The sequence below is a fragment of the Ruegeria sp. BB10 genome (assembly GCF_056535725.1).
Genome location: NZ_JBQFIW010000001.1, coordinates 2064225 through 2079041, shown reverse-complemented (window position 1 = coordinate 2079041; position 14817 = coordinate 2064225). Strand labels below are relative to the sequence as shown.

Genomic DNA, 14817 nt, shown 5'->3' with positions numbered 1-14817 from the left:
CAGACCGGTCATCTGACGGTATCAGTAGGTCATTGAGTCGGTTCGATCGGCATCAAGGTCAGCAACGCGGACTTTGCCGACATTGATGTTTTGCTATGCCGCTGACGCAGCATTTCCTCGCACTCGCGGCAGCACCTTTTCGGTGGCGCAGCGAAATTTCACCGAACCGGACCTTCACTGGTGACAATTCTGGTAAATTCAAACCGCCTTTTCGCCGCAAGCGGGATCGACCATTGTGGAGCGGGACAAAGCGCCCTTTGCAAGTTCAGCCATAAAGGTCTGCTTTAACAATCCTGCGATCAGGTCATGGAGGATTATTCCACGATCAAACCGCTTCGCGGGGTCGAATGGCGCAACAAATACGGATGTCAGGCAACGCCCCACCACCGTAGGGTTTGCTCGCAGTGATACCGGATAGCTTGCACAGCGGCTTCAACGTCACGGCTTTCCAGGGCGTCAATGATCGAAATATGCTCTTTCATCGCAGAGACGATCCGGTCCTGAATAAACGGGCGCACATTCTGGATAATTGCGATCCGCATCCGGTTGGCGTCATAAGCGGCCGCTAGTTGAGGATTGTTCAGCCCCTCGGCCAGAAAATCGTGCAACGTCAAGTCGACTTCGACGGCTTTTGGCGAAAGATTATTTCCCGCACCGCTGCGGGCCGCGAGACGCATCTCATCGTGCTGCTTCCGCAAGGCTTTCAATTCCGAGATCGCGCCGCCAGCAATTCTCCGCCGCGCGCCTTCCTGGTCCAGTACCTTGCGAAAATCAAGACACTCCCGGATGGTTTCAGGCCGCGCTTCCATAACTTTTACACCGCGCTTTGGCAATGTGGACACCAATCCAAGTGCGCTGGCCTGTTTCACCGCTTCGCGGATGGCTGCAATCGGGCAATCAAGTATACCGACAAGTTGCGACATTGAGACGAACTGACCGTCCCGCAACTCCCCGGATCGAAGTGCGGACCAAAGGGCGCGCTGGGCTTTATCCGCTGACAATGTGCCTTCGGTAAAATGGCTCATCGATTTCCTCGTCTGCGCTATTGTCAACCAGAACAGTAAAGTGTTGGCTGAAGTATTTGATAGTCGACTACATGATATATCTTCTAAAATGTTACTTGCAAGTTCAATTTCGCGCGAAGATTCGCCGAGATTCAAATTTCCGCTCGGATCTCGGGCACAGGGAGGAAAAAATGGCTTCAATTGACAACACACCCGTCGTGCATGGCGGCACGATGGATCCGGAAGGAAACACTCTCAACCCAGTCGGTGCCGATGAAAAATCCTGGGGGCCGTTCGCGATCTTCAATATTTGGGCAAATGACGTACAGTCTCTCTTTGGGTATTCCCTTGTGGCATCGCTGTTCATTTCGTTTGGTGTCGGAGGCTGGACTGCTTTCGCGGCTTTGATCACGGCCGGGCTTTTTGTAATGTGGATGGTCAACCTGTCTGGGGCCGCAGGTGAAAAATACGGCATCCCCTATCCGGTCTTGGCCCGCGCCAGCCTAGGAACCCAGGGCGCCAAGCTTCCGGCCGTTCTACGCGCGATAGTCGCGGTGTTCTGGTACGGGGTGCAGGTCTATTTTGCCTCAACGGCTGTAGCCCTGCTGATCCGTTCGATCACGGGTGTGAGTGGCGGGGAAGAAATTCTTGGCCTGACTGGCATTGACTGGATTTCCTTCCTTATTGTCTGGGGCTTCCACATCGTTATCTTCTGGCGTGGCATGAACTGGGTTGAAACTTTCCTGAACATTGCTGGTCCCTTCGTCTATTTGGTGATGATCGGTCTTGTGATAGTGCTTTGGCAGCGTTCTGACGGTCAGCTTCTCTCGGCCACAGCGACGATCTTCGCCAATCCCGAAGGTACTGCTTGGACCGAATTCAAAGGGTTCGTCGCCATCGTCGGTACAATGGTTGCGTATTTCGCGGCCGTGATGATTAATTTCAGCGACTTCTCTCGCTATGCCAAAGACAAGCGGGCGATGAAATTGGGTAACCTTGCCGGCCTGCCTTTCAACATGATCCTGTTTTCGGCACTGGCGCTTTTGACAACTGGCGGTGCTGCAGTGGTCTATGGCGAGGCAATTATCAACCCGACCGAGATTGTCGAACGTACCGACAGCGTACTTCTGGGAATCATAGCGGCGATGACTTTTTTTGCCGCAACTGTTGGGATCAACCTAGTGGCTAACTTCATCCCGGCGGTCAACGGCATCGCCAACTTGTCGCCTGAGAAGATCAGCTTCCGTAAAGCCGGCTTGATTACATCGATCTTTGCCTTGGTGATTGGCGGGTTCTGGAACAGCTTCATCAGCCAGTTCGGGATCAGCGGTTTCGTAAACACGCTTGGCGCGGTGCTCGCTCCGATTTTTGGCATCATGATTGTTGACTACTATGCCCACCGCAAGGAACAACTTAGTGAAGCCGATCTCTACAACATGAGCGGCGGTATCTATCACTATGACAACGGCTGGAACAACGCCGCGGTCAAAGCCTTCGGTATTGCTGCGGTCTTCTCGGTTGCGACAGTCTGGGTTCCATGGTTCTCGGTCCTGTCCGGCTTCAACTGGGTGATTGGCGCGCTCCTTGGCGGTGCAGTTTACAACGCCATCGCCAAGGACCATGTGAAGGTCTGACAATGGCTTGGCCGGTGGAGCGTTGTACTTCGCTGGCCATCCATTTTTTCAGCAGGAGTTCTTCTTTTCGCTCGTTGACGCAGCAGTTATTTTGATTCACCTACTACAACAAAGCCGTCATTCGCTGCAGCGCAGGAGTCTTGCAATTAGGGCTTAAGAGACGCCGTTCTCTGCTCTTCCCGCTAAGGTCGACTGCCAGCAAAGCTGACTTTCGCCGCCAAGATTGAGTGTTGCAAAGGCAACAGGCAGTTTCACCCCGTCGCATCTGCGCAACGTGCTATCGATTGCCATGTTGAATTGTGCAAGGTCGCGATGGTTCTGGGCCAATCCAAGTCGCACTCGGATTACCCAGACGTGCTTTGGTTTCAATTGTCGCTTCTGGCCGACGCTCCGGCCGTTGTTCCAGGCCGGGCAAAGAGCGCGAATGGCAGGTAAATCTGGGTTTCCATGACTGATCCTCCGCTCCGCTATGCACGCCCACAACGACAACCCGACGATGACGAGGGACGAAAACAGGATGCTGCACCGCCTCCAAGGTCGGCTTGGAGCCCTGAGCAGACTCCAGTTCACACACCAGACCAACTCACGTTCATTAATTTGTCCGCGAGCCGAGATGGTCTGCAAGCTGATCAAAAACTAACCTAATCCTTCGCGCTGTTTGTAATTCAGAGTGTGTGGCCAACCAGATAGGAAACTTGAATGGCTCGCGTTCGGGCAGAACACGCTCCACACCGGGTGTCAGGGCCGCCACATCGTCTGACATAACACTAATGCCGAAGCCTTGGCGCACAAGCTCCCATGACACTATCCCGCTCTGCGACCCAATCCGAAAACTCTTGCGGGTTACTTCGATGCCAGCCGGGTTGAGAAATCCAATCATCGTGTCAATGTCTCCGAAGCCGACGAAATCCAACTTGGCAATTTCTTCTTCATTTCTTGGTCGTCCAACCTGTTCGAGGTACGAAGGGGCGGCGTAAAAATGTGCCGTCGCTTCTGCCACGAGCTTTGCAATCAGGTCCGGCTGTGTTGGGCGAACATGCCGAATTGCAATATCTGCCTCGCGCCGCTGTATGTCTCGTATATCATTTGCCGCAACGACGTCGATCTCAAGCCGCGGTGCCGCGAGCCTGATCTGCTTAAGAATAGGCGGCAGCTGATAGGCTGACATCACGTCGGACGCAGTGATCCTGACTTGCCCTTCAATGGCTTGTGACTGGCTTGTTGCGGTCAGAGAAATCCTATTCGCAACATTTGCCATTTCACTGACATGCACCAAAAGCTCAGCACCGGCTGTTGTCAGATTAAGCGACTTGCCAACCCTTTCAAACAAGGTGACGCCAAGCGCCTGTTCCAGCGCGGCGACCTGACGACCGACGGTTGGCTGGGTCTGCTCAAGCACGCGCGCCGCGGCGGAAAACGATCCTTCTTCTGCCGTTGCAAGAAAGGACCGAGCCTGGTTCCAATCGAAATTGATAGCCTTCCAATTCATGCATTAATGCATAACAGTTCTGCAATATCCGGCAATTTAATAAATCGGCGTTTTAAGATATTGGCTGCGGTGACACCAAAGGAATAGAGAAACGATATGGATGCATTGTCCAAAGATGCCGCATTTTGGAGCAAGATTTCGCGCAAATATGCGGCTGATCCTATCCGGAACATGGAAGGGTATCTGAACACGCTCGAACGTACAAAGTCCTACCTGCAAGCCGAAGACAGCGTGCTGGAAATCGGGTGTGGGACGGGGTCAACCGCGTTGCTACTGGCACCACATGTGGCTCAAGTCACTGCCTCCGATCTCGCACCGGGGATGATCGAAATCGCCAACGAGAAACTCGCTGAAGAAGAGCTGGAGAATGTCACGTTCAAAGTGGCCGAGGTTCTGCAGCACGATCCTGACGACGGTTCTTACGACGCTGTCCTCGCACATAATCTACTGCACCTTGTCCCCGATATGGGCCATGCACTCGAACACATAGCGACCCTTACAAAACCCGGTGGGGTATTCATTTCCAAGACCGTCTGCGCTCCAGAGAGCGGAGGGTTCAAATATGGCATAATCAGCCGAATAGCGATCCCGATTATGCAGGTGCTCGGGAAAGCTCCGTTCGTAAATTTTGTATCCGTAGCTGAACTCCAGCACGCTATTGAACGTGCGGGCTTCGATATCGTTGAGACAGCGGATCAAGCCGGGTTATTGCCGAGCCGGTACATTGTCGCGAGAAAGCTGTGAAACAGTATTCGCGCCATAATTACTGTGCATGCAAGGGACAGCTCGGGCCATCAAGTGAGTACAATGATGAAAGATGGGATTTCATTTGCACGCCTTTCGGAAATCGATCCGAATGACATTGCGGTTCATATGTCCGACCCCCGGGTAGCAGAGCATATGCCGCTTTTGACGTTCAAATGGAATGTTGAGGTCGCAAGAGAGTTTATCGCCAAGAAGGAAGGCTACTGGGCACGGGACGGGCTTGGACATTGGGCGTTTTTGTCAGGCGGTCGGTATGTTGGTTGGGGGGGCTTTCAAAAAGAAGGTAACGAGTGGGATTTTGGGTTGGTTTTGCGGCCCGACGCCTTTGGACTTGGGAAACGGATTTCCAAAATGGCAATCGACTTTGCGATCGCTGACAAACGTATCCCCTTTGTCACGTTTCTGCTGCCACCAAGTAGAAATAATCTGGGTGCACTCCGGAAGCTCGGTGCCAAACACATCGGCGAGATCGAATACGAAGATGCTCAGTTTCTCAAGTTTCGCCTGGATACGGAGTGAACTCCGTTCTTCCTGATTTTTCCCGGTGGTGCGCCAAATACCCGTTTGAAGGCTTTGTTGAAGGCAGGCTCTGACAAGTATCCGATGTCAGCGGCGATCTGCGAGATTGGTTGATCGGTGGACACCAACCTTTCGTTGGCCAGGTGCATACGCCACGTTGCAAGATACTGGATTGCTGGAACGCCTACCAACCCAGTAAACCGCGCCGCGAACGCGGATCTGGACATACCAGCAACCTCCGCGAGAGACTCGACTGTCCAAGCCGCAGCAGGCGTACGGTGAATGGCGATTATCGTGCGCCCGATCTGCGGGTCTCGCGCCGCTTTCAACCAGCCGCGGTTTGCGTCTGGTGCGCTGTTCAGCCAACGACGAATGGCCTCGATGACAACGACATCTGCCAGGCGCGTAATCACGGTTTCGCCACCCGGTCTCAATTCCCGCGCCTCTTTTGCGATGAATTGCAAAGTCGCCTGTAGCCAGCTTCCGGCATCCTCTTCCCACGGGTCGATTTTGAGCACATCCGGAAGCAAGCCCATCAACATACCACTGGCGGCGTGATCGATCCGGACGAGGCCGTACATGATGCCCGTCTCCGCTCCACCACCACCGTATTCCAGTGTTTCATAGAGCTCGGTCACCTTGCGAATGGGCAACTCTTCCAGCGTCAAAAGCGGCGTGTCTTCCGAGCTGAAAAAACCGATGGGCGCACCGTTGGTCATCAAGACCAGGTCGCCTTTTTCGACCTCAAAGGGGTCATCTTGTCCGACCTTCATGAAGCAACGCCCGTGCGTAATGACCGCAAAGCTCAGTATGTCGGGAAAGCCTGGTATGGACACGCCCCAAGGAGCGGACATGCGCGACTGGCAGTAGAATGTGCCGGTGAGCTTCAGAAGATGAAGGATTTCCCCCAGCGGATCGCCAATCGGCTGCGCCAGCGCATCGGGGTCGGGGACATGAGGGGCAAACTGGTTCATGTCATGAGATTGGACGAAATTCACCTGTTCGTCTATTCGGTTTGGACGATTGGATAAGAATATCGGATTCTGAAGAATAGAACATCTCTATTGATTGCCTAGTTTCGGGCCATCAACTGAACTCAAGGAGATGACCAATGACACAGCAATCCATTCTTGTACTTGGCGCAACAGGCAAAACCGGATCGCGGATCGCGACACGTCTGGAAGAAAAAGAGCAGACAGTCCGGCGCGGATCGCGGAACAGTGAAACGCCATTTGACTGGGAACAACCGCAGACCTGGCCCGCAATCCTGGAAGGCGTTTCGGCTGCCTATATTTCTTACTTTCCTGACATCGCTTTTCCTGGCGCGGTTGAGCAAGTCGAAGCCTTCACAGCATTGGCTCGTGAAAAGGGATTACAGCGTCTTGTTCTGCTAACCGGGCGTGGCGAGTTTCATGCGGAACGAGCGGAAGCAGTCGTACGCAATTCCGGAGTTCCGTTCACTATCGTTCGTGCAGCATGGTTTGCACAAAACTTCTCTGAAGGGGCATTGCTTGGTCCGGTCATGGCAGGTGTCTTGCCGATGCCCGCCGGCGATGTGCGCGAACCGATCATCGACGTGGACGACATCGCCGATGTTGCCGTAGCTGCTTTGACAGAAGAAGGACACGACGGCGAACTGTACGAGGTCACAGGACCACGTCTCATGACGTTTGCCGACATGGCCGCAGAGCTTTCGCGCGCCATGGGCAGGACTGTGCAATACCTGCCAATTTCATTCGAAGACTTCCACGCGGAAATCGCGCATGCGAATGGCGAGATGATTGCTGATGTGATTACGGACATCGCGCGTGAAACGCTGGACGGGCGCAATGCGAACCTCGCGGACGGGGTCCAGCGTGCGCTTGGACGCGCGCCACGCGACTTCGCCGACTTCGCAAACAAAGCTGAAATGTCTGGCGCGTGGACCAAAGCCGCTTGAGCCAGGCCAAAGGACATTGGAGACAAACATGAAACTTGAACTTAGAGGCAGGCTTATCTTGGGCATGTCCGGATTAACTGCATTCGCCATCGGTCTGGCCATCACTCTGGACCCACAGTCTTTCTACGCCAACTACGGCATCGTACTCTCGCCGCAGCCAAACCTGATGAGTGAGTTGCGTGCACCTGCTGCCAATCTCGCGGTACTTGGCCTGATCATTTTGTGCGGAGCCTTTTACCAAAAGTTGGTCCAGGCCTCAGCCTTGCTTGGGGCCACGGTTTTCTCAGCTTTCGCCGTGGGCAGGACAATCAGTTTCGTCCTCGATGGTTGGCCATCCGAAAACATTCTTGCCGCATTTGCGATAGAGGTTTTGCTTGCGGTGTTGTGTTTGTGGGTTGTCGGTGGAAAAGCGAAATCTGCAGCGCCAGCCTGAGACGGCTTTGTCTGCAACTCGGCCGTAGGTCCTGTTCAAACCGATGACCGGTTCCAGTCGCATTCTGGGCATTCGACAATGGCGCTCTGATGGCCGCGTCGACCCGGCGCACCTCTGGGTTTGAAATCGGAACTCTGCTAAGTCGCCAAGAGCAGCGCATCGAAGGAGCACATCATGGAGATTCACCGCGCCGGGGACCGGCCCTCTCAATTTCCCGGCAATGATTATTTCACCGGTACGGTCCGCTTTGATCCCGTTGTAACGGGGAATGATCCCTCGCCGGTCAAGATCCTTACGGTGACTTTTGAGCCCGGCGCACGGACAGCTTGGCACACGCACCCTGCCGGTCAAACGCTGCATGTTTTGTCGGGCTTGGGCCTGGCTGGGTCTGAGGGGCAGCCAGTGCAGGTGTTGCGCCCTGGCGATACTGTGTGGTTCGCCCCAGGAGAGCGGCATTGGCACGGCGCGTCGCCTGACTGTGCGATGACCCATCTGGCTGTGCAGACCTCTGTCGAGGGCAAGACTGCGGATTGGATGGAGCATGTCTCAGACGAGGATTACAGCGCAGCCCGCACAGAATGAAGCGTTTGAGTCCTACCGAGCAAGTTGCAGCAGAGTAACCCCTTCTACGCCCATTCAAAGAGGGGTTAACGGATTTTTTCATCTCGTGACAGGCGCGGCCCTCGTTTCGTCCCTGAGAGGCCCGCACAGCGCGTTTTCACTTTTCTGGATTTCTGGCCCCCTCAGCCACCCATTTACCCTGCAAGATCCCATCGCTGCAGAACGTCTCTCGCCCGTGCCATTTTCTGCGCGTTGGCCACAACCTCATGCGATCCGTCGCGCACCGCCTCATCGAACAGAAAAGGCTCCTCGTACCCACATGCATTGCAGGCAGCCTTCTCACCCGTAACCACCGTATCCAGCGATCCGCATTCCGGGCATCGTGCCTGGACGTCATCGTTGAACATATCGTGACCTCTCCTTCCTTTACCGATTGCCAGAACCGGGTCCCCCCGCCAGCATCGCTGATTGGCGCATCCGCTTGAACTCGTCTGGGGTGACGGTTCCGCTGCTGACATCGATACCTTTTGGGATCCGAGCTCTCTTGTGTCCGATCGCGCGAACGCTGCCTCTTGTAATCTCCAGACAGGTCGACCCGTAGCATGTCAGCCCGCTTGTGTTGATTTGGATGGCAGTCTGACCGTTCGCGTCAGTGACCAATGGAGCCTGTGTAGGTGGGCTGCACGCTGAAACCAGCAACGTGAACCCAAAATAAATCCATCTGTTCATACGAAATTTCCTTTTTCTCTGAAATAGGCTGGCAGCTGTTCAGTCAAATCTGTCGGGTGTCAGCTTCGAGCGCATCGAAGACGCTCTCGAAATATCATCGCATAATCGCATCGAGTCCAAAGCGGACCAGCACCAAAACCCGTAATGTTCTCGCACGGACGAAAATTTCAAACGTTGGTCAATTTTACCATAGTAGCAGGCTTGCTTTTTGCGCCTCGAAACCTTTTGGCGTCGGAAAAAGCGAGCGCATCCTGGCAACAAGTTCGATCTCACCATCCAGCATCTTTCGGACAGTGTTCAACCAGTTATTGAAGGTTTCAGATTCCCAATGATCTTGGACCGCGGCTTCGTTCCTGAACACTTCGTAGAAATAGAAACGATTTGGGTTTGTTTCATCCACCATAATATGAAACTGGAAAACTTCGGGTTCTTCACTGACAACATTTTGCGCTTGGAAGATGCTGGCGTCCAAAAAGGGCTGCCGATACTCAGGTTTTACGTTGATCACGAAGAACCCACCAAACATTGCATCGTCCATATTTGTCTCCTTCATTGACCTAAAAGCGGCGAAGGTCGCAAAACACACCAATCCTGCTGGATGGCGTTAACCTACAGCACTGCGATACCCATGAACCTAAGCGGGTATCCTTTCTTTATCTGCTTCACCCCATCCTAGCGCGCGTGCAAGTTCGTGTGACATTGTGGTAAGTGTATGGCCAATCTTTTCTCGCTTCGAAGGTGTAAACACCCGAAGAGACGCGGTAGCGCCGATTGAAAGCGTCGCACCAACACCTGTTTTGGTCAGCGTTGTTGCGACAGAACTGATCCCGCGCTCGAGCTCTTCAACACATACGGCATACCCTTTGGCTCGAATGACATCGAGTTCCGCGGCCAGATCCTTAGGGTCTGTAATCGTGCGATCTGTGTACCGCTTAAGCTGCCCATCCAATCGGTCTTGAGACAGCAGCTCAGGCGACACGGCGGCGATTGCCTTGGCGCAAGAGCACGCGTGCATTGGTCGTTTGCCCATACCTGGATGAAGAAAAGACACGCCTGTCTGCGGTGTCTCCACATGAATAATCTCAACCCAATGGCCCCGTAGCCGAGACAAGAAGAACGCAGCGCCATAGTCATTCGCGGCGCTAGAGAGGACAGGCGCAATCACCTGCAAAAGAGCGGGATCAGAGTGATCGCTTAACGTGATACGCTTTAGCCTAATTCCAATCGCGAACTCACCGCGGGTTGGTGATTCAAGTAAGCCGGACAAAACAAGGTCTTGAACCAGCCTGTAGGCCGTCGGTTTAGGTATACCGGACTGGGCACAGATATCCGCTACGGACGCACGTCCTTTTTGACCCACGATTTCCAAAATCAGCGCTAATCGTTCGAGATGCATTTTTCTCACTTTATGATAACTAAGTTTTCGATATACGATACAATTTAGGGAATCAAGGGAGGAGCACACGATGGATGGACAATGCTGTGGACCGGGCTTCAAGAGTCCGCAAGAAGCCATCAAAGCCCCCCGAGAAAAGCTACTCTACACGATCGCCATCTACACCGGGACAGGGATCCAGAAACCTGATTACCTTGCTACTGTGGATGTCGACCCTGACAGCCCGACCTATTCTCAGGTAATCAATAGGCTGGAAATGCCGGGGATTGGGGACGAGCTTCACCATATGGGGTGGAACGCCTGTTCGTCCTGTCACGACGACGGCTCGATGTCCCGCAAATACCTGATCCTGCCAGGCGTACGCTCTAACAACCTTCACATCGTTGATACAGCCACTGACCCGCGTGCGCCGCGGTTGCATAAGGTCATCGACGGGGCCGAGATTAAGGCCAAGGCAGATTTATCGGGCCCGCATACGGTGCATTGTTTGGGCTCGGAAATCATCATTTCCTTCCTTGGAAATGCCAAGGGTGAAGCTCCTGGAGGCTATCTGCATCTCGACAAAGAGTTCAACATCGTCGGTCGCTGGGAAACCTCGATGGGCGATATCAAGTTTGGCTACGATTTCTGGTACCAACCGCGCCACAACGTGATGGTCAGTTCCGAATGGGCTGCGCCCAATACCTTCATGCCGGGCTTCGATCTGGAAGAAGTGGGCCATCTGAAATATGGGCGGGAGCTGCATTTTTGGGATTTCGAAAAGCGCGAACCGGTCGAAAGCTTCTATTTGGGTGAAGACGGGCTGTTGCCACTGGAAGTCAAGTTCCACCATGACCCCGACAGCACGCATGGGTTCTGTGGCGCAGCTCTTTCGACCAATGTGATCCATTGGTGGCAAGACGATGCTAAAAAGTGGCGGTGGGAAAAGATCATCGACGTGGAAAACGAGATGCACCCCGAATGGCCGATCCCGTTGCCGGGGGTTATGTCGGCGATCCTGATCTCGATGGACGACAAATACTTGTACCTGAACAATTGGCTGCATGGAGATATGCGCCAGTATGACATCACCGACCCGCATAATCCCAAGCTGACCGGCCAAGTGTTTATGGGGGGGCTTTTGGGTAAAGCTCCGATCGTTAACGGGGTCGAGGTCGCGGGTGGTCCGCAAATGTTCCAGCTCTCTCTCGACGGACGAAGGCTTTATGTCACGACCTCGCTGTTTTCGACTTGGGATAACCAGTTCTATCCCGAGATCCGCGAAAAGGGCGGGGTTATGGTGATGATCGATTGCGACCCTGAAAACGGTGGCATGAAGATCAACGAGGATTTCATTGTGGACTTTGGCAAAGAACCGAATGGTCCATCGCGCTGTCACGAGAGCCGGTATCCGGGCGGTGATTGCACAAGCGACATCTGGCTATGACTATGTATACCGTGACGATCGCGAACAGAGATGGCGCGCAATACTGTGTGGATGCGCGGCGTCCACTTTTGGAAACGCTGAGAGAACAGGGCGTCGACTTGCCTTTTGGGTGCAAGTATGGCGGCTGCATTACCTGCGCGGCAAAACTAAAGACTGGTGCGATCGATCAACGCCGACAGGTTGCGCTGAATAATCGGCAAATCGCGAACGGCTATGTGATCCTTTGCGTGGCACGTCCAACATCCGACATCACGCTTGAGATAGGGGTCGAGAGCCATGACAAGCTGTACCGCAATCCGTTTCTCGACCCACTCAAACCCCACGAACTCAAGGCTGACATTGCGACGCCGAAGGAAGGTTAACCGATGCCCGAAGCAGATATTGATCGCATCTACGATTACGACCCCAAGTACCTAGCCGACATCCTGCAGTCGGTCAAAACCATTGCAATGGTTGGGGCTAGTGCGGACAAAACAAAATTCAGTTATGGCGTTCTGCGACAGCTCAGTGAAATCGGCTATGATATTGTACCGGTGAATCCTAACCCGAATGTTTCGGAAATTAGAGGACTCAAGGTCTACCACTCGCTAGAAGAGATCGACAAACATGTTGATATGGTTGACGTCTTCCGCCCAAAGGAAGAGTTGTATGGCTTTGCCGAGAAGGCTATCGCTATCGGGGCAAAAGTTCTTTGGGGTCAAATCGGTGTGTACGACGACCAAGCAGCGCAACTCGCTGAAGCGGCGGGCCTTAAAGTCGTGATGAACCGATGCCCCAAGATTGAACTCTTCCGCCCTTTTTGGAAGCCGCGCCTGGACCTAAAGATATGATTGAAATTCGATTGGTAGCGGCCTCCTCAGCATCCAATGAGGGTGCCAATTGAGATATTGTGCTTACGGAAGAAAAGACAAGTAATCCTGTCACTCTACACAACCGCCTAGTCTAAAACCAAAAATGTCCGATTAGTTTGGAGAACCAAAGGCCGCTTTGTCCGCAGTGCGGTTTGGAGGGTTCAACATGCCATGAATTCAACTTCCCGCTGTCACCCCTAAACGAAGAGCCTGGAACAAGGGCCGGTTCATTGGTCAGAAACGACCGCTGTTGCCGAAACAGGTCTGGGCGATCCGAGCGCGGCTCGAATTGGCGGGCAACCTGCGCGATCTTACATTGTTCAACGTGGCGATTGATAGCAAGCTTCGCGGATGCGAATTGGTGAAACTGGGTTTACCACCATGTGCGAGAGCGACGCCCCTGGCGATGTCGTTGATTTCTTGCGCGGGTATCATGACAGGTTGGGCAAGGCAGTTTTCGAGAACGGAGGCACACTGGACAAATATCTGGGCGACGGGCTGATGGCGACCTTCGGGACACCAGAGCCCAGTGAGAACGACGTCAGTAACGCACTTCGATGCGCCTTTGACATGCTTGAGGCATTGAGCATCTGGAACCGTGACAGGAATGCTGAAGGGCTTCCTCCGGTACGCATTGGGATTGGCATCCACTTCGGTCCCGTAATTTCAATTTCTGGTGACATCGGAAACCGGCGCCGTCTTGAATACAGTGTCATCGGCGATACCGTGAACGTCGCAAGCAGGCTGGAGCAGTTGTCGCGGAACCTAAAATCTTCTTTGGTGGTTAGCGATTTGTTGATCGAGGCAATAAGTCCGGCGGACAAGGCTGGGCAATCCTTAGTTAAGAGGTTGGTGTCCGCCGGAGTGCAAGATTTGAGGGGACGACGCGGAAAGATCGGCGTTTGGATCTACCCGCTGAAATAGTAAGTGTTTGCACATGGCTTTGCCATTCCCCCGAATTCAACTTTCGCAATCCATTCAGTCGGACCCGCTCATTGAGCCGGTCAACGCCATCCATTTCCATATGGTCCTGCAGCGTGTGACGATCGTAAAACAACTCGGGTCTGGAAAATCGACTCATCCACAGCGCTTAATCGACGTGCGGCACTTACCAGAAACCGGTTCAGCGGATCACGTGGACAGAACAATTGGCGTGGTGAACGACCCGGTTTGCAGTTGACCCAATAAAAATGTTCTCGATCCCCGGCTTGTGTGAGGCCAGCACTATGCAATCGATGTCATTTTCATTTGCGAAGTCAACGATCGCGCGGCCAGCACTCCCCGAGACAAGGCGCGGTTTCGCACCCGATAGCTCCGCAGCATTCCGATGTAAGCTTTCCTGAAGTTCTTTTCGCGTATTTGCCAGAACTTCCTCGGGTATCTGAGATGCCACATATGCAGGGATCGGTTCCTGCACATGAAGCACTGTGAATTCCGCATCGGCATTCGCCAGCAAACGAGCAGCTTCAAATGAGGCCTGTGTATCGTGATCTTTGTCCAGTGCGACTGGTACCAGAATGTTTTTATACATATGAGCTACCTTCCATTGCTCCTACTGCGATCGTTCCGACCTCTGCGGTGATACGGCTCTCTATACCGGATCGGATTTCGGAGATTTACCCGCCTTCTTAGCTGTGCTTGCAACATCATCCATTGTCTTTTCTACAGCTTCGACTTCTGTTTCCGCTGCATATGCTGCACATCGGGCAACTGTTTCGAACCATTCCTGAGCGTCAGCCACAAGGCGTTCGGCTGAGTGCTTCTGCCACTCTGCTATGGATTGCAGTGCTTTCGCCGGATCAGTTGGGTCTGCAGCAGATGCCGAGCGCGCAGCCTCCAGCGCGGTTCGAACAGCCTCGTGACGCCTCTCAAACCAATGCTGAGCAAAGGCCTCTGCCTCTTTCAGCGATTTTTCCTGCATGTCCCAGAATTGCTCAAGCTGAGCGCCCAGAAACGGATTGGCTGTAGTAGTCGGCTGCATCTGCTTGAAGATATCGACAAGTGGGTTGGAGAAACTTGATTTTGGCTTCTCTTCAGGCATCGGAGATTCCTCCTCATCTCTAAATGCTGA

18 protein-coding genes and 1 pseudogene are annotated in these 14817 nt (G+C 53.6%); 11 read left to right on the top strand and 8 right to left on the bottom strand.

Going from position 1 to position 14817, the window contains the following annotated elements; genetic code table 11:
• Window positions 1–368 precede the first annotated feature (368 nt).
• Window positions 369–1025: a GntR family transcriptional regulator gene (locus tag ACR3EP_RS10650; RefSeq protein WP_480637705.1), complete on the bottom strand. Its 657-nt coding sequence runs from the start codon at window positions 1023–1025 to the stop codon at window positions 369–371.
• 212 nt (window positions 1026–1237) lie between these two features.
• On the opposite strand from ACR3EP_RS10650, the gene ACR3EP_RS10645 reads away from it, so the two are divergent.
• Window positions 1238–2638, top strand: coding sequence for an NCS1 family nucleobase:cation symporter-1 (locus ACR3EP_RS10645; RefSeq protein WP_437436678.1), 1401 nt, complete (start codon window positions 1238–1240; stop codon window positions 2636–2638).
• Between the two features lie 592 nt (window positions 2639–3230).
• Here the strand turns inward: ACR3EP_RS10645 and ACR3EP_RS10640 are convergent.
• A complete protein-coding gene (locus ACR3EP_RS10640) occupies window positions 3231–4127 on the bottom strand; it encodes a LysR family transcriptional regulator (RefSeq protein WP_480637703.1) in 897 nt (298 codons plus the stop codon).
• Between the two features lie 96 nt (window positions 4128–4223).
• Here ACR3EP_RS10640 and ACR3EP_RS10635 point away from each other — a divergent pair, with 96 nt between their 5' ends.
• Both ACR3EP_RS10635 and ACR3EP_RS10630 read left to right on the top strand, forming a co-directional pair.
• Window positions 4224–4871, top strand: a complete 648-nt coding sequence (locus tag ACR3EP_RS10635; RefSeq protein ID WP_480637701.1) for a class I SAM-dependent methyltransferase — start codon at window positions 4224–4226, stop codon at window positions 4869–4871.
• Between the two features lie 66 nt (window positions 4872–4937).
• Entirely contained in the window at window positions 4938–5411 is a 474-nt protein-coding gene (locus ACR3EP_RS10630; protein WP_480639013.1) for a GNAT family N-acetyltransferase, read from the top strand.
• On the opposite strand, the gene ACR3EP_RS10625 is transcribed toward ACR3EP_RS10630, so the two are convergent.
• A complete protein-coding gene (locus ACR3EP_RS10625) occupies window positions 5378–6409 on the bottom strand; it encodes an AraC family transcriptional regulator (protein WP_480637699.1) in 1032 nt (343 codons plus the stop codon). The genes ACR3EP_RS10630 and ACR3EP_RS10625 overlap by 34 nt on opposite strands.
• Before the next feature lie 113 nt (window positions 6410–6522).
• Here ACR3EP_RS10625 and ACR3EP_RS10620 point away from each other — a divergent pair, with 113 nt between their 5' ends.
• The 3 genes from ACR3EP_RS10620 to ACR3EP_RS10610 all read left to right on the top strand — a co-directional run bounded on the left by ACR3EP_RS10620 (window position 6523) and on the right by ACR3EP_RS10610 (window position 8365).
• On the top strand, window positions 6523–7350 hold the full coding sequence (locus ACR3EP_RS10620) for an NmrA family NAD(P)-binding protein (RefSeq protein WP_480637697.1): 828 nt from the start codon (window positions 6523–6525) through the stop codon (window positions 7348–7350).
• 28 nt (window positions 7351–7378) lie between these two features.
• Window positions 7379–7783, top strand: coding sequence for a DUF4345 domain-containing protein (locus tag ACR3EP_RS10615; protein WP_170350245.1), 405 nt, complete (start codon window positions 7379–7381; stop codon window positions 7781–7783).
• A gap of 174 nt (window positions 7784–7957) precedes the next feature.
• The gene (locus ACR3EP_RS10610; protein ID WP_480637695.1) at window positions 7958–8365 is read left to right on the top strand and encodes a (R)-mandelonitrile lyase; all 408 of its coding nucleotides are present in this window, start codon (window positions 7958–7960) and stop codon (window positions 8363–8365) included.
• A 173-nt stretch (window positions 8366–8538) separates the two neighbouring features.
• Here ACR3EP_RS10610 and ACR3EP_RS10605 read toward each other — a convergent pair whose 3' ends face one another.
• From ACR3EP_RS10605 to ACR3EP_RS10595, 3 genes are all read right to left on the bottom strand, one after another.
• On the bottom strand, window positions 8539–8751 hold the full coding sequence (locus ACR3EP_RS10605) for a hypothetical protein (protein ID WP_480637693.1): 213 nt from the start codon (window positions 8749–8751) through the stop codon (window positions 8539–8541).
• 506 nt (window positions 8752–9257) lie between these two features.
• Window positions 9258–9611: a putative quinol monooxygenase gene (locus ACR3EP_RS10600; RefSeq protein WP_010437910.1), complete on the bottom strand. Its 354-nt coding sequence runs from the start codon at window positions 9609–9611 to the stop codon at window positions 9258–9260.
• A 96-nt stretch (window positions 9612–9707) separates the two neighbouring features.
• The gene (locus ACR3EP_RS10595; RefSeq protein WP_480637691.1) at window positions 9708–10469 is read right to left on the bottom strand and encodes an IclR family transcriptional regulator; all 762 of its coding nucleotides are present in this window, start codon (window positions 10467–10469) and stop codon (window positions 9708–9710) included.
• A gap of 70 nt (window positions 10470–10539) precedes the next feature.
• Here ACR3EP_RS10595 and ACR3EP_RS10590 point away from each other — a divergent pair, with 70 nt between their 5' ends.
• From ACR3EP_RS10590 to ACR3EP_RS10570, 5 genes and pseudogenes are all read left to right on the top strand, one after another.
• Window positions 10540–11895 carry a selenium-binding family protein gene (locus ACR3EP_RS10590; protein WP_170377337.1) on the top strand — a complete coding sequence of 452 codons (1356 nt, stop codon included), beginning with the start codon at window positions 10540–10542 and terminating at the stop codon, window positions 11893–11895.
• Complete coding sequence (locus tag ACR3EP_RS10585; protein ID WP_170377340.1) at window positions 11892–12257, top strand: 2Fe-2S iron-sulfur cluster-binding protein; 366 nt, start codon at window positions 11892–11894, stop codon at window positions 12255–12257. Before ACR3EP_RS10590 ends, ACR3EP_RS10585 begins: the two co-directional genes overlap by 4 nt.
• A 3-nt stretch (window positions 12258–12260) precedes the next feature.
• Window positions 12261–12725: a CoA-binding protein gene (locus ACR3EP_RS10580; protein ID WP_170350251.1), complete on the top strand. Its 465-nt coding sequence runs from the start codon at window positions 12261–12263 to the stop codon at window positions 12723–12725.
• A gap of 196 nt (window positions 12726–12921) precedes the next feature.
• Window positions 12922–13116, top strand: a pseudogene (locus ACR3EP_RS10575) (integrase); the annotation flags it as partial.
• Window positions 13098–13670 (top strand): adenylate/guanylate cyclase domain-containing protein, encoded by a 573-nt coding sequence (locus ACR3EP_RS10570; RefSeq protein ID WP_480637688.1) that lies wholly within the window; start codon window positions 13098–13100, stop codon window positions 13668–13670. The pseudogene ACR3EP_RS10575 and the gene ACR3EP_RS10570, both read left to right, overlap by 19 nt.
• Before the next feature lie 199 nt (window positions 13671–13869).
• Here ACR3EP_RS10570 and ACR3EP_RS10565 read toward each other — a convergent pair whose 3' ends face one another.
• Window positions 13870–14277, bottom strand: coding sequence for a universal stress protein (locus ACR3EP_RS10565; RefSeq protein ID WP_170397468.1), 408 nt, complete (start codon window positions 14275–14277; stop codon window positions 13870–13872).
• Window positions 14278–14337: 60 nt separating this feature from the next.
• The gene (locus ACR3EP_RS10560) at window positions 14338–14787 is read right to left on the bottom strand and encodes a phasin family protein (RefSeq protein ID WP_480637686.1); all 450 of its coding nucleotides are present in this window, start codon (window positions 14785–14787) and stop codon (window positions 14338–14340) included.
• Window positions 14788–14817 lie beyond the last annotated feature (30 nt).

Excerpts from the sequence above, each read along its gene's own strand:
- ACR3EP_RS10610 (WP_480637695.1), top strand. The coding sequence starts at position 7,958 with ATGGAGATTCACCGCGCCGGGGACCGGCCCTCTCAATTTCCCGGCAAT.
- ACR3EP_RS10645 (WP_437436678.1), top strand. The coding sequence starts at position 1,238 with ATGGATCCGGAAGGAAACACTCTCAACCCAGTCGGTGCCGATGAAAAA.
- ACR3EP_RS10570 (WP_480637688.1), top strand. The coding sequence starts at position 13,098 with ATGCGAATTGGTGAAACTGGGTTTACCACCATGTGCGAGAGCGACGCC.
- ACR3EP_RS10595 (WP_480637691.1), bottom strand. The coding sequence starts at position 10,469 with ATGCATCTCGAACGATTAGCGCTGATTTTGGAAATCGTGGGTCAAAAA.
- ACR3EP_RS10585 (WP_170377340.1), top strand. The coding sequence starts at position 11,892 with ATGACTATGTATACCGTGACGATCGCGAACAGAGATGGCGCGCAATAC.
- ACR3EP_RS10640 (WP_480637703.1), bottom strand. The coding sequence starts at position 4,127 with ATGAATTGGAAGGCTATCAATTTCGATTGGAACCAGGCTCGGTCCTTT.
- ACR3EP_RS10615 (WP_170350245.1), top strand. The coding sequence starts at position 7,379 with ATGAAACTTGAACTTAGAGGCAGGCTTATCTTGGGCATGTCCGGATTA.
- ACR3EP_RS10565 (WP_170397468.1), bottom strand. The coding sequence starts at position 14,277 with ATGTATAAAAACATTCTGGTACCAGTCGCACTGGACAAAGATCACGAT.
- ACR3EP_RS10650 (WP_480637705.1), bottom strand. The coding sequence starts at position 1,025 with ATGAGCCATTTTACCGAAGGCACATTGTCAGCGGATAAAGCCCAGCGC.
- ACR3EP_RS10590 (WP_170377337.1), top strand. The coding sequence starts at position 10,540 with ATGGATGGACAATGCTGTGGACCGGGCTTCAAGAGTCCGCAAGAAGCC.
- ACR3EP_RS10560 (WP_480637686.1), bottom strand. The coding sequence starts at position 14,787 with ATGCCTGAAGAGAAGCCAAAATCAAGTTTCTCCAACCCACTTGTCGAT.
- ACR3EP_RS10620 (WP_480637697.1), top strand. The coding sequence starts at position 6,523 with ATGACACAGCAATCCATTCTTGTACTTGGCGCAACAGGCAAAACCGGA.
- ACR3EP_RS10635 (WP_480637701.1), top strand. The coding sequence starts at position 4,224 with ATGGATGCATTGTCCAAAGATGCCGCATTTTGGAGCAAGATTTCGCGC.
- ACR3EP_RS10605 (WP_480637693.1), bottom strand. The coding sequence starts at position 8,751 with ATGTTCAACGATGACGTCCAGGCACGATGCCCGGAATGCGGATCGCTG.
- ACR3EP_RS10630 (WP_480639013.1), top strand. The coding sequence starts at position 4,938 with ATGAAAGATGGGATTTCATTTGCACGCCTTTCGGAAATCGATCCGAAT.
- ACR3EP_RS10600 (WP_010437910.1), bottom strand. The coding sequence starts at position 9,611 with ATGGACGATGCAATGTTTGGTGGGTTCTTCGTGATCAACGTAAAACCT.
- ACR3EP_RS10580 (WP_170350251.1), top strand. The coding sequence starts at position 12,261 with ATGCCCGAAGCAGATATTGATCGCATCTACGATTACGACCCCAAGTAC.